The sequence below is a fragment of the Nonomuraea sp. SBT364 genome (genome assembly GCF_001083785.1).
Taxonomy (GTDB): Bacteria; Actinomycetota; Actinomycetes; order Streptosporangiales; family Streptosporangiaceae; genus Nonomuraea.
In genome coordinates this window covers 1-13987 of sequence record NZ_LAVL01000201.1, presented here as the reverse complement: position 1 = coordinate 13987, position 13987 = coordinate 1, and the positions used below count along the sequence as shown (strand labels likewise).

11 protein-coding genes and 1 pseudogene are annotated in these 13987 nt (G+C 72.0%); 9 read left to right on the top strand and 3 right to left on the bottom strand.

The window, feature by feature from the left end; translation table 11 throughout:
- Window positions 1-349 (bottom strand): hypothetical protein (locus ADY59_RS53000; RefSeq protein WP_442937796.1); only part of this gene is annotated, 349 nt, incomplete at its 3' end.
- Between the two features lie 545 nt (window positions 350-894).
- Between ADY59_RS53000 and ADY59_RS42270 the strand changes: the two genes are divergently transcribed.
- The 7 genes and pseudogenes from ADY59_RS42270 to ADY59_RS42240 all read left to right on the top strand — a co-directional run bounded on the left by ADY59_RS42270 (window position 895) and on the right by ADY59_RS42240 (window position 10068).
- Window positions 895-1539: an NADH-quinone oxidoreductase subunit J family protein gene (locus ADY59_RS42270; protein ID WP_049575364.1), complete on the top strand. Its 645-nt coding sequence runs from the start codon at window positions 895-897 to the stop codon at window positions 1537-1539.
- Window positions 1539-1820, top strand: a pseudogene (gene nuoK / locus ADY59_RS42265) (NADH-quinone oxidoreductase subunit NuoK); the annotation flags it as partial. The gene ADY59_RS42270 and the pseudogene nuoK, both read left to right, overlap by 1 nt.
- Window positions 1821-2122: 302 nt before the next feature.
- Entirely contained in the window at window positions 2123-4096 is a 1974-nt protein-coding gene (locus tag ADY59_RS42260; protein WP_049575361.1) for an NADH-quinone oxidoreductase subunit 5 family protein, read from the top strand.
- Between the two features lie 49 nt (window positions 4097-4145).
- Window positions 4146-5981, top strand: a complete 1836-nt coding sequence (locus ADY59_RS42255) for an NADH-quinone oxidoreductase subunit M (RefSeq protein ID WP_331459576.1) — start codon at window positions 4146-4148, stop codon at window positions 5979-5981.
- On the top strand, window positions 5978-7498 hold the full coding sequence (locus tag ADY59_RS42250; protein ID WP_049575358.1) for an NADH-quinone oxidoreductase subunit N: 1521 nt from the start codon (window positions 5978-5980) through the stop codon (window positions 7496-7498). Before ADY59_RS42255 ends, ADY59_RS42250 begins: the two co-directional genes overlap by 4 nt.
- Window positions 7499-7709: 211 nt before the next feature.
- The gene (gene htpX / locus ADY59_RS42245) at window positions 7710-8561 is read left to right on the top strand and encodes a zinc metalloprotease HtpX (RefSeq protein WP_049575355.1); all 852 of its coding nucleotides are present in this window, start codon (window positions 7710-7712) and stop codon (window positions 8559-8561) included.
- 16 nt (window positions 8562-8577) lie between these two features.
- Window positions 8578-10068 (top strand): hypothetical protein, encoded by a 1491-nt coding sequence (locus ADY59_RS42240; protein ID WP_049575351.1) that lies wholly within the window; start codon window positions 8578-8580, stop codon window positions 10066-10068.
- On the opposite strand, the gene ADY59_RS42235 is transcribed toward ADY59_RS42240, so the two are convergent.
- Entirely contained in the window at window positions 10043-10507 is a 465-nt protein-coding gene (locus ADY59_RS42235; protein ID WP_049575373.1) for an NUDIX hydrolase, read from the bottom strand. The genes ADY59_RS42240 and ADY59_RS42235 overlap by 26 nt on opposite strands.
- 17 nt (window positions 10508-10524) lie before the next feature.
- Complete coding sequence (locus tag ADY59_RS42230; protein WP_231619155.1) at window positions 10525-11256, bottom strand: TetR/AcrR family transcriptional regulator; 732 nt, start codon at window positions 11254-11256, stop codon at window positions 10525-10527.
- A gap of 129 nt (window positions 11257-11385) precedes the next feature.
- On the opposite strand from ADY59_RS42230, the gene ADY59_RS42225 reads away from it, so the two are divergent.
- Window positions 11386-12942: an MFS transporter gene (locus ADY59_RS42225; RefSeq protein ID WP_082310820.1), complete on the top strand. Its 1557-nt coding sequence runs from the start codon at window positions 11386-11388 to the stop codon at window positions 12940-12942.
- A gap of 20 nt (window positions 12943-12962) precedes the next feature.
- Window positions 12963-13987: serine hydrolase domain-containing protein (locus tag ADY59_RS42220; RefSeq protein ID WP_049575346.1), on the top strand; the 1025-nt coding region annotated here is incomplete at its 3' end.

Here is a 13987-nt window from a genome sequence, read left to right as displayed (position 1 = left end):
CCGACGCCACCGCGCTGCCCGCCCCTCCGCTGCGTCCCGAGCGGCCGGTTCTGGTACCGGCGACAGGCCCGGTACGGCTGGCGCTGCGGACGAACAGCCCGATACGGCCGGCGGTCCGGCTCAGGGCGATCAGTCGGGTACGGCCGGCGGTCCGGATGCCGGGGCCGGGGTTCCTGGCGGGCGTCGCGGCGCGGCCGGGGAATCCGCTGGGCCGGGCGGTCGTGCGGAACCGTCCGAGGCCACAGCTCCTTCCGGGCCTGAGCTCGGTACGGGTGACGCCGTACCTCCCGGGGCAGATGCGCCCGACCAGGGCGCCGTCGGCACCGGACCGGAGGAGGCGCAGGGACAACCGTCCCCAGATGCCGACAAGTCCGGCGGTGCCCGCCCACGCCGCTCGATGGCGAACGTACGCGGCATCCGCCCTCCTGGTGGCCTCCCGTCCCGCCCGCAGGACTCGACACCCGGCTCGCCGAAGCGAACGGCGGAGGAAGACACCGGCCCCGAAAGCAAGGACCGCGACGGCGTCCCTCCTGCCAGTGACGGGGCCGGTGAGGCGCCGACGCCGGCCGGGGCCGACGCAGAGGCCCCCGCCGCGGACCGGGAAACCGGCTCACCGGCGTCGCCGGCCGCGAACGCCGACGAGGCTTCGTCCACAGACGCGGACGCCGGCGAGCGGTCATCCACAGGTGACGAGTCGACCGGCGAGGCTTCGTCCACAGGCGAGCCCGCTGGGTCAGAGTTTTCCACAGGCGCGCAGGAACCGGGCCCGGCGTCCGGTCCACAAGGGCAGACTTCTGGCTCGAGCCCGCGCAGGCGGAGGATGGCCGACCCACGTTCCGTCCGTCCACCCGGGCGGCTCGACCCTGACCAGTCGAGGGAGACCGAGGAGGAGTAGTGACCGAAGCGGTGCCCTCCTACCTGTCGCCCACCGGGCAGGAGATCATCTTCTTGCTCCTGGGCGCTGTGGCGGTCGGATCGGCGCTGCTCGTCGTCACGACGCGGCAACTCGTCCATGCCGCACTCTGGCTGGTGCTGACCTTCGGCGCCCTGGCGGGTTGCTATCTCGTTCTCACGGCCGAGTTCGTGGCCTGGGTTCAGGTGCTCATCTATGTGGGCGCCGTGGTGGTGCTGCTGCTGTTCGGCATCATGCTCACCCGCGCGCCCATCGGCCGCTCCACCGATCTCGACAGCCGTAACAAGGTCACGGCGGCCGTGGTGGCGCTGGCGACGGCGGCGATCCTGGTCACGGTGGTGATCGACGGCTTCCGGATGGCCTACTCGCCGCTCAAGCCCGGCGCGGGCGCGGCGCGCGAGCTGGGCGCCAGCGTCTTCAGCACATGGGTGCTGCCGTTCGAGGCGCTTTCCGTCCTGCTGCTGGCCGCCCTCATCGGCGCCATCGTCCTGTCCCGCACCGACATCACCGGCGGATCCCGTACGGGATCGTCCTCCGATCCTGGGAGCCGGGGATCGGGCAACTCCAGCGGCCCGCCCGGCGGAGAAGCCGCGGATGGCACGTCCCGCATGGACAGGGGGCATTAGTGCACATCGTCTACCCCGCTGTGGTTTCGGCGCTTCTGTTCTCCATCGGCGTCTACGGTGTGCTCGCCCGGCGCAACACGATCCTGGTGCTGATGTCGGTCGAGCTGATGCTCAACGCCGTCAACCTCAACCTGGTCGCGTTCGACGTGTGGCTCGGTGACGTGCTGCACAGCGGGCAGGTGCTGACGTTGTTCGTCATCGTGATCGCCGCCGCCGAGGTGGGGGTCGGGCTGGCCATCGTGCTCGCCCTCTTCCGCAACCGTCAGACGGTAGACATCGACCACCTGCGTGATCTCGCGGAGCCGGAGGACGACCTGTCCCAGATGCCGGCCCAGGCGGTCGCACCCGTCGACGCGAATGCCCGCGGCGGCGATCTGGAGGCCGTGGCCGCCTTTCGTGCCCGTGGCCCGGCGGATCCCGGCCCTCCGGGAGCCGCCTCCGCCACGCCCGCCGAGCCCCGCCCGCGCAGTGCCGACAACCAGCCGTCGCCTGCCCCGGAGGACGGCCCGGCGGTGGACGGCCCGGCGGTGGACAATCCGGCGGAGCGGGGCGACGGCCGCCGCGTCAAGCGAGGGGGCACGTCGTGACGACCTTCCCGTTGCTGGCCGTACTCCTGCCCTTCCTGGCCGCCGCCGCAGGTCTGCTGCTGTCCCGATGGCCCCACCGACGTGCCTCTTCGACGGAGGACGATCCCGCCAAGGACACGGGGCCCACGGCAACCGGCGCTCCCGCATCGGACGGCGGGCGGCATGGGGACGGCGGGTCGGTCCGGGCCAACCGGCGGGCCGCGTGGATCGCGGTCGTCCCGACGGCCGCCGCGACGGTGCTCGCCGCAGCGGTGGCGTGGGGGCACGGGTTCGGGTTCCTGACGGGCGAGGGCCCGTCGGCGGCAGTGGGCGACACCTACGGGAGCATCGAGACCGGCGGCGTGCCCATCTCGCTCACACTGCAGGCCGACGCGCTGTCCGGCATCCTCGGCGTGCTCGTCACCGTGGTGGCGCTGGCCGTGCAGGTCTACTCGATCGGCTATCTGCGGGACGACCCCCGCTACCCGTCCTACAGCGCGTTCATCAGCCTGTTCACCGCCGCCATGCTGCTGGTGGTCTACGCGGGTGACCTCCTGGTCCTCTATGTCGGGTGGGAGGTCATGGGCCTGTGCTCCTACCTGCTCATCGGGCACTGGTGGGAGGATCGCGGCAATTCGCGCGCCGCGGTCAAGGCGTTCCTGGTGACGCGGCTGGGTGACGTCGGGTTCCTGTTCGGCATCTTCGTGCTCGGGATGGGCGCGGGCAGCTTCCGCATCGGCGACGTGCTGGCGCGGGTGCCCGAGATGTCCGCTGCGACGCTGGTCACGGCGACGATGCTGCTGCTCGCGGGGGTCGCCGGCAAGAGCGCGCAGGTGCCGCTGCACACCTGGCTGCCCGACGCGATGGCGGGTCCGACACCGATCAGCGCGCTGATCCACGCCGCGACCATGGTGGCCGCGGGGATCTTCATCGTGGCCAGGCTGTTCCCGGCGTTCGCCGCGGCCCCGCCGACGCTCGACGTGCTCGCGGTGCTGGCCGCGCTCGGCATGCTGGGCGCGGCCCTGGCCGCGTTCGCCCAGGACGACCTCAAACGCGTCCTGGCCTACTCGACCGTCAGCCAGCTCGCCTACATGGCCGGCGGGCTCGCGGCCGGCTCCGACACCGCGGCGATCTTCCACCTGATCACGCACGGCGCGTTCAAGGCGCTGCTGTTCCTGTGCGCGGGTCTCGTCATCCACCACGTCGGCTCCAACCTGATGACCCGGATGGGCGGGTTGCGGCGGGAGCTGCCGGTCACGTTCGCGGCGACGACGGTCGGCTTCGCCGCTCTCATGGGCCTGCCCCCGACCAGCGGTTTCTTCAGCAAGGACGCCCTGCTCGCCACCATGGAGGGCGCGCTCGCGGGTGGCCTGACCGACGCCGCCGCGCTGCTCCTGTACGGCTGCGCGCTCGCGACCGTCGCCGTCACCGGCGCGTACGCCACCCGGGCCTGGCTGCGGACCTTCTTCGGCCCGGTGCGCACCATCGCGCTCGCCGAGCCCGAACCCGGCACCGCCCACGTCATCGACACCCGCGAGGCGCCTCGCACCATGCTCGTGCCCGTCGCGCTCCTCGCGGTGCCCGCGCTGCTGCTCGGGTTCGCCGGCGGGGCGCACCTCGACGTGCCGGTGGCCGCCACCAGCGTCGCCCTCGCGCTGCTCGGCGCCGGAGTGGCCTACGCCGCGTGGCGTGCCGACCCCGTGGCCGATCCGGCGCGCCTGCTCGGGCCGCTCCGCGTGCCGTGCGAGCGGGCGTTCTACGTCGACAACCTGTACGCCGCGATCTTCGTACGCCCTGTCGTGGCGCTGGCCAGGCTGGTCGTCAGGACGGACGACACGGTGGTGGACGGCGCGGTGCGCGGCTCGGGCCGGTCGGCCTACGCTTTGTCGGGGATGCTGCGGCTCGCCCAGAACGGCAATGTGCAGCTCTACGTGAGCGGTCTCCTGGCCGGTGTCCTGCTGATCGCGGTGGGGGCGGTGGTGTTCATATGACTCCTGACCCGGCGGTCCCGCCCGGCGGCGTGGGCGGGGTGGTGGTCGCATGATGGGCTGGGTGTCCGTCGCGCTGGTCGGCGTGCCGTTGCTGGGGGCCGTGGCGCTCGTGGTTGCGCCGGGCGCGCTCCGGCCGGTGCTGCGGCTCTACGGGCCTGTCGTGTCCGGGGCGACGCTGGTGCTGGCCGTGGTCATGATGGCCGCGTTCGACCACGGGCGGGCGGCGCGGCCTCAGTTCGCGGTGGACCAGCCGTGGATCCCGGGCCTCGGCCTGCGGTTCCATCTGGGCGTCGACGGGATCTCGCTGCCGCTGGTGGTGCTGACGGCGCTGCTGACGTTCCTCTGCTTCGCCTATCTGAGCTGGGGCGGTGGCCGGCGGCCTGGGCAGTTGCTGAGGGCCCGGCCGGGAGGGGCGAGGCCGAGGGCGCTGGTGTTCACGCTGCTCGTGCTCGAAGTGGGCATGATCGGTACGTTCCTGGCGCTCGACCTGCTCCTGTTCTTCGTGTTCTTCGAGATCGTGCTCGTGCCCATGTACTTCCTGATCGCCGTGTGGGGCGGTGAGGGGCGGCGGCGCGCGGCGGTCAAGTTCATCCTCTACACGCTGCTCGGCTCGGTCGTCATGCTTCTCGGGCTGCTGCTCATCTGGGCGCAGACCGGCACGCTCGACATCGTGGCGCTCGGCGAGGCGCATGGCGCGGGCATGTCGAGGTCGGTGCAGGTGCTGGCGTTCGCCGCGGTCGGGATCGGGCTGGCGGTCAAGACGCCCATGTGGCCGCTGCACACCTGGCTGCCCGACGCGCACACCGAGGCGCCCACGGTCGGGTCGGTGCTGCTGGCCGGGGTGCTGCTGAAGATGGGCACCTACGGCTTCGCCCGCATCGCGATCCCGATCCTGCCCGAGGGGGCGGTGGCGGTGGCGCCCTGGCTCGGGGCGCTGGCGGTGGTCGGCATCATCTACGGGGCGCTGGCCTGTCTGGCCCAGCGCGACCTCAAACGGATGATCGCCTACTCGTCGGTCGGGCACATGGGGTTCGTGCTGCTGGGGTTCGCGACGCTGACCACGGTGGGGGTCAACGGCGCGCTGTTCGCCAACGTCGCGCACGGGCTGATCACGGGGCTGCTGTTCTTCGTGGCCGGAGGGATCAAGGACCGCTACCACACGGCCGACATGCCGTCGCTCGGTGGTGGCATGCTGGCGACGCTGCCGCATCTCGGGGCGGTGCTCACGTTCGCCGCCATCGCCTCGCTCGGGCTGCCGGGGCTGGCCGGGTTCTGGGGCGAGATGCTCGCGCTCCTCGGGGCCTTCCAGCCGGCCGGAGGTCTGCCACGGGGGCTGTTCCTCACGTTCATGGTCGTCGGTGGGCTGGGGGCGGTGCTGACGGCCGCGTACTTCCTCGTCATGCTGTCCCGCGTCACCCACGGCGTCCCCGCCGTGCCCCGGCCCGCCCTGGTGACGGCGGGCGGGCGGGGAGACGTGGGCCTCGACGACCGTACCGCCGCCATCTCAGCCACGGCCGAGGTGACGAGCGGCGCGGCCGGATGGGAAACACCGGACGAACGCCCCGTCCGGCCCCTGGAAACGCCGCCGCCCGCCACCGGCGAGGACGGCCACCCCCAGGAGGAGGCCGCCGAGGAGCGCGGCCACCCGGCAGGGGAGCCCCCCGTGCCCGAGGAAGACCGCCCGCTGAGCGAGGAGGGCCGCCTGGTGGGGGAGGATGGCCGCGCGGTGGGGGAGCGCGGCGGCGGGATGCTGGACGTGCAGCGGTATGAGCTGGTCGCCTGGGTGCCGCTCATCGTGTTGACCTTGCTGTTCGGGCTCTGGCCCAAGCTTCTGCTGTCGCTCACCACGCCCGCCGTGCAGACCCTGCTGGGGGCGCTGTCATGATCCAGGAGATCGACTACTTCGCCATCGCGGCGCCCCTCACGCTCGCCCTGGTCGCCGGGCTGGTGCTGGTGCTCGACGCCTTCCTGCCCGCACGGCCGAGGGTCAGGCCGGCCCTGGGGCTGATCACGCTGGCCGGGGTGCTGGTCGCGCTGGGGTTCGTGGTGGCGCAGGCGGTCAGGGGCGGCGCGGCGCTGTCGACCTTCTGCGTTCCACCCGGCCTGAACGCCCCGGGCGACGGCTGCTCGTTCGTGGTCGACCGGTTCACGCTGATCTTCGCCGGGCTGGTGCTGGTCGCGGCCGTCGTGATCGTGCTGATGTCGATGACCGAGCTGGCCGGCGGCGACATCCCGGTGGGGGAGTGGTACTTCCTCCTGCTCTGCACACTCGTGGGCGCGGTGACGCTGCCCGCCTCGCGCGACCTGATCATGCTCGTCGTGGCGCTCGAACTCGTCTCGCTCCCGGTCTTCGCGCTCACCGCGCTGAAACGCTACGACGGCCGCTCCTCGGAGGCCGCGGTCAAGCTCTTCCTGGTGTCCGTCGTGTCGACCGCCGTCATGCTGTTCGGCGTGTCCTTGCTGTACGGGATCGGGGGCAGCGTGTTCCTGGACCGGCTCGGGGCGGTGCTCGGGGGTGAGGCGGCGGCGCCCGGCTGGCCCGGGCCGGGCGCGTCCGTTCTCGGGGCGGACCACGGCCTGCCCGGGGTGGTCACCGTCGGAGTCGTCCTGGTCGTGGCGGGCTTCGCGTTCAAGATCGCGGCGGTGCCGTTCCACGCCTGGGCGGCGGACGTCTACCAGGGCGCTCCCCTTCCGGTGGCCGCGCTGCTGTCGGTGATCTCGAAGGCCGCCGGGTTCGCCGGGCTCATCCTGGTCCTGGTCACCGCTCTGTCCGGCCAGGCGGGCACCGGGGTGCCCATCGTGGCGATCCTGTCGGCGCTCACCATGACGGCAGGCAACCTGCTGGCCATGCGCCAGCGCTCCGCCGTACGCCTGCTGGCCTGGTCGTCGGTCGCCCAGTCGGGCTACATCCTCGCCCCGCTCGCGGTGGCGTCCGCCGGGACCGGGGCGTCGGTGGCCTACCTCGTCATGTACGCCGCCATGAACCTGGGGGCGTTCGCCGTGGTCATGCTCATCTCGCGGACGGCTCCGCGCAACCAGCTCGACGACTACCGGGGGCTGGCGTTCCGGAGTCCCGTGGCGGCGCTGGCGCTGGCGTTCTGCCTGATCTGCCTGGCGGGGCTGCCGCCCGGGCTGGCGGGGCTGTTCGCCAAGATCGTGGTGTTCCGGGAGATCGTCGACGGCGGGGCCGGGTGGCTGGCCGTGGTGATGGCCGTCAACACGGTGATCGGGCTGTACTACTACGTCGCCTGGACTGCGCGGCTGTTCAGCCCAGGGGAGGCGACGGCGGTCACCCGGCGGCCGGCCCCGGCGGCGTGGGCGGCGATCGGCGTGGCGGTTGCGGTGGCGGTCCTGTTCTCGGCCGCGCCGCAGCTGGTGCTCGACATGACGGTGGTGACCTGACGGCGGTGACATGACGGCGGTGACATGACGGCGGTGACCTGAACGCCGGCGGCACTCCGCGAACTCGCGGTCTGCGGGGCGGGGCGTGCTCGACGCATCTTTCGGGCTGCGGGGTGGGGTCGCGCTCCGCGCGTGAGTGGGCACGGCGGGGAACGCTGGGGCAGGGCCTCGTCGTTGTACCAGGTGAACCCGGACCACGAGGGGGGGAACCTTGCACCACAACGGTCTGCGCACCGCGATCCTGCTCGGCGGCCTGTCTGCGCTTATCCTCGCCGCGGGCGCGTGGCTCGGCGGCGGGACCGGTCTGCAGATCGCCTTCGTGCTCGCCCTGGTGACCAACGGCGTCGCCTACTTCTTCTCGGACCGGATCGCCCTGTCGGCGATGCGCGCCCGGCCGGTCAGCGAGGTCGAGCAGCCCACCCTCTACCGGATCGTCCGGGAGCTCTCCACCGAGGCCCGCCAGCCGATGCCCCGCCTGTACGTGTCGCCCACCGTGCAGCCGAACGCGTTCGCCACGGGCCGCAGCCCGCGCCGGGCCGCCATCTGCGTCACCTACGGCCTGACCCAGCTGCTCGACGAGGCGGAGCTGCGCGGCGTGATCGGGCATGAGCTGTCCCATGTGTACAACCGCGACATCCTGATCTCGTCCGTGGCCGGCGCGCTGGCCACGATGATCACCTGGGTGAGCTACGTGGCCGTCTTCTTCGGCGGCTCCGATGACGACGAGGGCCCGGGGTTCGTCGGGGCGCTGCTCATGATGCTGCTCGGCCCGGTGGCCGCCGGCATGATCCAGATGGCGATCTCCCGCAGCCGGGAGTTCCAGGCCGACGAGTCCGGGGCCCGGCTCACGGGTGACCCGCTCGCGCTCGCCTCCGCCCTGCGCAAGATCGAGATGGGCGCCCGCAGGCTGCCGCTGCCGGAGAACAGCCGGCTGACCTCGGCCTCCCACCTGATGATCGCCAACCCGTTCAGCGGCGCGGGCCTGGGCCGCCTGTTCTCCACGCATCCGCCCACCTCGGAGCGCGTGGCCCGGCTGGAGCGCATGGCGGGCTACCGCCGCTGACGCGAGAATCGACGGTATGCGACGATCTCCACGGCTGAGCGAGGCCGAACGGAAGCTGTGGGACGCCTTCCCGACCGGCCGGATGGTCACCCTGGCCCCCTTCCAGGCGAACGCCGACCGTACCGCCGGAGCGAACGCGCCCGTCGACGGCGAGTCGTGGGGGCCCGAGCGCACCGTGCGGGCCGAGGTGATCGCGAAGCTGCTGCTCGGTGCCCGTGACGCGGGCACCGGCACGGTGCCGGCGGTACGGCTGACCGGTGCGCGGATCACCGGCCCGCTGGCGATCCTCGGCGGGACGGTCGACTACGAGCTGATACTCAGCCGCTGCCATCTGGACGAGCCCGTGCGCCTGACCGGCGCGACGACCCGGACCATACGCCTGACCGACTGCCGCTTACCGGGTTTCAGCGGCGGCGGCATGCGGGTGGCCGGCCATCTGAGCCTGTCGGGCTCGTACGTCCCGGGCACGGTCCGGGTGGCACGCGCGCAGTTCGAGAGCGGGCTGTGGCTGGCCGGGACGAAGATCGTCGCCGAGGACGGGGACCCGGCGTTCTACGCCGACGCCATGGTGGTGGATTCGGTGACGCACATGGGCAACGCCGACTTCTCCGGTGCCGTACGCCTGGTCGGCGCGCGGCTGAACGGCGGCTTCAAACTGGACGGCGCGAAGCTCCGCAATCCGGGCGAGGAGGCGCTCGTCGCCGACGGCCTGGTCGTCGAGGACGCGATGAGCTGCACCGGCGACTTCCTGTCCCTGGGCTGCCTGCGGCTGCGGGGCTCGCGGATCAACGGGAGGTTCTCGTTCCGGGGCGTCATCCGCAGCCCCGACACCTCGTACGCGCTGCACGCCAGCCACATCGAGGCCCGCGAGTTCTATCTCAAGCCGTCCGAGCCGATCGACGGCGTGGTGACGCTGGCCCACTCCACCGTCGGCACCCTGCACGACGACGTGGCGACCTGGCCGGACAAGCTCCGGCTGAACGGGCTCACGTACGAACGTCTGCGCGGTCACGGCTTCGCGCGCAGGATCGAGTGGGTGAGCCGCGACCCGGAGGGGTTCAGGACGCAGCCGTACGAGCAGCTCGCGGACTGGTACCTGCGCGGCGGCAACGACGCGCTGGCCCGCCGTACCCAGCTCGCCAAGATGCGAGGATTGCGGGGGATCAGCGGGCCGCGCACCCGGTTCTGGGGGAGGCTGCTCGACGCCACCGTCGGCTACGGGTATCGGCCCTGGCTGGCGGCGGTGTGGTTCGGGGCGCTGTTGCTGCTCGGCACGGTGGTGTTCGGGCTGAACCCGCCGCGTGCGGTGAAGCCCGGCGAGAACCCGGTGTTCGACTCCTTCGCCTACACCTTCGACCTGCTGCTCCCGCTGTCCACGTTCGGGCAGCGTGACCAGTTCGACCCGGCGGGGTGGACGCAGGGGCTGGCGTACGCGCTGATCGTCTCGGGCTGGATCCTGGCCACGGCGCTGATCGCGGGCGCTACGCGGGTGCTGCGCCCGTCGTGATCTTGCGGAGCACCGCCGCCAGGTCCGGCGGGAAGAAGACCTCGTCCGTCGCGTCGAGCTCCTCGGCGCTCCACCACCGGTGCCCGACCGTGGTGTCCTTCTCGATCTGCTCCATGTGCTCGAACGACACCTCGACCGGCTCCACGCGGACCGCGTAGAACGTGTCGTCCTGGGTGATCGCGTACGGGCCGAACGTGAACTCGACGGTCTCCGTCCGGTAGGGGCCGGTGAACCGCTCGGCCGGCGCCCGCAGGCCCACCTCCTCGAACAGCTCCCGCGAGGCGGCCTCCGGCAGCGTCTCGCCCTCCTCGACGGCGCCGCCGACGGTGAACCAGAACAGCTTGCCCGGCTTCGCCGGATCGAACCCGTGGAGCAGGAGCACCCTGCCCTGATCGTCGACGGGCAGGGCGCGTGCCGTGAAACGGCGCAGGGGGATCATCGTCACGCCGGTCAAGCTTACGACCGCGGCAGCCGCGCCTCGATGCCGTCGAGGACCCGTTCGAGCCCGTACGCGAAGCTGTCCTCCCGATTCTTCCCCGGGTCGGCGTCGCGGTAGGCGGCATACAGCGCGCGCAGCCGAGGATGATCGCGCGCGGCCTCGTCGGCGGACGGCCACAGGGACTGGATCCACTCCCGCTCGCTCTGGTCGCCGCGCGCCAGCTTGGACAGCGCCGCCGCCTCACTCGTCGCGATGCCCAGCACGTACGAGATGAGGGTTTTCCCGGCGTGATCCGCTTCGAGCAGATCGAACCCCGCCGCCTCGAACAGCGCGAGCATCTCGTCGGAGAGCCGCAGGCTGTTGGGTCCGTGGAAGGCCGACACCATCTCGTCCAGCGCGTGCACCGTCCACGGATGCCGCAGGATCATCGCCCGCCAGTCGCGCGCCAGCGTGGCGGCGGCCTCCCGCCACTCGGCCCGGCTCCCGGCGACGGGCACCTTCACCTCGCCGAACACCTCGTCGACGACCAGCTCGATCAGCTCGTCCTTGTTGGCCACGTGCCAGTAGATCGCGGTGGCCACCGAGCCGAGCTGACTGCCGAGCCGCCGCATGCTGAGCGCGCCGATGCCCTCGGCGTCGAGCAGCCGGAGCGCCTCGGCGACGATCTGCTCCCTGCTCAGCGACGGCTGCTCGCGCCGCGTGCGGCGCGGCCGGGTCCACACCGAGGGGTACGACTGCTGTTCGGACAAGGCGTCCTCCTCTGTTCCGCCCCAGCTTAGCGGGCTCTTGTACGCCGTGCGAGTCATTGTACGTTGTGCAATCACTGAACAGTGTGCAATGCTCACTGCACACCGTTCAATTCCAGGGAGGTACTTCCGATGGAGCGTCACCCGCGGCGCTGGCTGATCCTGCTGGTGCTCTGCCTCAGCACGCTCGTGCTGGTCGTCGACAACGGCGTCCTCACCGTGGCGATCCCGCCGCTCACCGAGGACCTGGGCGCCGGCGCCCAGGACATCCAGTGGATCATCGACGGCTACATCCTGGTCTTCGCCGGCCTCCTGCTCACGGCCGGCAGCCTCTCTGACCGGTACGGCAGGCGTCGCGTCATGATCATCGGACTGGTGATCTTCGGAGCGGCGTCACTGCTGGCCACCTACGCCGGAAGCCCCGCGCAACTCGTCGCCGGACGCGTGCTGATGGGCATCGGCGGCGCCCTCGTCATGCCGAGCACCCTGTCGATCCTCATCACCGTCTTCGACGGCACCGAACGGCGCAGGGCCATGTCGATCTGGAGCTCCGTGCTGATGGTCGGCCTGGTCGGCGGCCCGGTCGTGGGCGGCGCGCTGATCGCGGAGTTCTGGTGGGGATCGGTGTTCCTGATCAACGTCCCGGTCGTGGTGGTGGCCATCGCGGCGGCGCTGGCGTGGATGCCGGAGTCCAAGGGGCCGTGGCGCAAGCCCGACCCGCTCGGCGCGATCCTGTCGATGGCCGGGCTGGCCGCCCTCGTCTGGGTGATCATCGAGCTTCCTCATCGCGGCATCGGCGACCTCGGCACCCTGATCGGGCTCGGCGTGGCCGTGCTGGGGCTGGCCGCGTTCGTGATCTGGGAGCTGCGGACGCCGCACCCGATGGTGCCGCTGCAGCTCTTCCGGGACCGCAATTTCAGCGGCGGCAGCCTCTCGCTCGTGCTCGTGCAGATCGGCAACGGCGGACTGCTGCTGGCGATGGCCCAGTACCTGCAGTTCGTGCTCGGCTTCACGCCCACGCAGGCCGGGCTCGCCATGGCGCCGATGGCAGTGGCCGTGATCCTGGTCAACGCCGTCTCGGCCACCCTCGGCCAGCGGCTGGGCAACCGGCCGATGACCGTGGCCGGGCTGCTCGTGCTGGTGGGCGGGTTCGCGTTGCTGGCCAACCTGTCGGCCGGCGACGGGTTCCCCATGGTGGCGGCGGCGCTGGTGCTGTTCGGGATCGGCGGCGGCCTGGCGCAGCCGGCGGCCATCGCGGCGCTGATGGGGGCCGTCCCGCAGGAGCACGCCGGGGTGGGCTCGGCGCTCAACGACACCGTTCAGCAGGCCGGCGCGGCGCTCGGCGTCGCGGCGCTGGGAAGCGTCCTGGCGAGTACGTTCACCGGGAACATGCCGGAATCGGCATCCGCGGAGGCCCGCCGGTCGATCGGCGACGCGCTCTCCGTGGCCGCGCGCACCGGGGACGGCGGGCTGGTGGAGGCCGCCCGCGAGGCGTTCACGACGGCGATGTCGTTCAGCTTCGCCGCGGGGGCGTGCGGCGCGCTGGCGGCGGCCGTCCTGGCCTTCGCCCTGCTGCGCGACCGCGACCGCGACCGTGACCGCAGCCGTGACCGAGACCGTGACCGAGACCAGGGCCGGGTGGGTGTGGCGGCGGCCGGCTCGGACGCGGAACTGACAGCAGCGCACTGAGACCTTTGAGGGGATATTTGATGACTTCGCGACCTTTCGACTCCGCCCGCTGGCAGGCCCGGCTCGACGAGCTGCGCGCCGCGCACAACGTGCCCGGCGCGACGCTGGCCGTACTCGTCGACGGCGACGTGCACGAGCTGGCCGGCGGCCTGCTTCACCTGGGGACCGGCGTGGAGGCGACGACCGACTCGGTGTTCCAGCTCGGCTCGATCGCCAAGGTCTACACCGCCACGCTGGTGATGCAACTGGCCGAATCGGGCGCGCTGGACCTCGACGCGCCCGTCGTGGACGTGCTCCCCGACTTCGCCACCGCCGACCCGTCGGCCACCCCGGTGATCACTCCCCGGCGACTGCTGAGCCACACCTCCGGCCTGACCTGCGACTTCAACTACGACGGCGGCCGGGGTGACGACTGCCTGGCCCGCTACGTCGAGGCGGCCCGGGGAGTGGCGCTGGACTGCCCGCCCGGGATCGCGGTCTCGTACAGCAGCGTCGGCTACAACGTGCTGGGCCGCGTCGTCGAGGTGCTGACCGGGCAGACCTGGGACGACGCGCTGAAGGACCGGCTTCTCACCCCGCTCGGGCTCACGCGGACGATGACGCTGCCCGAAGAGGCACTGCGGTTCCGCGCGGCCATGGGGCACCTGGGCGCCGACCCGGAGCCGGCCCCCGCCTGGGACCTCATGCCCAGGTCGGCGGGTCCGTACGGCAGGGTCATCGCCAGCGCCGGCGACGTGGTCAGGCTGGCCGCGATGCACCTCGCCGACGGCGCCGGCCTGCTGACCCCGGGGACGGTCGCGGCCATGCAACGCCGCGAGGTGGAGGTACCGGACAAGTGGACGGTCAGCGCCGACGCCTGGGGGCTGGGGTGGACGCTGTACGACTGGTCCGGGGTGCCGGGGTTCGGCCACGATGGGGCTTCTATCGGGCAGTACGCGTATCTTCGGGTGGTTCCGGGGGCCGGGGTGGCCGTGGCGTTGCTGACGAACGGCGGGGGTGCGCGGAGGCTCTACGCGGATCTGTTCTCGGAGCTGCTCGGGGAGGT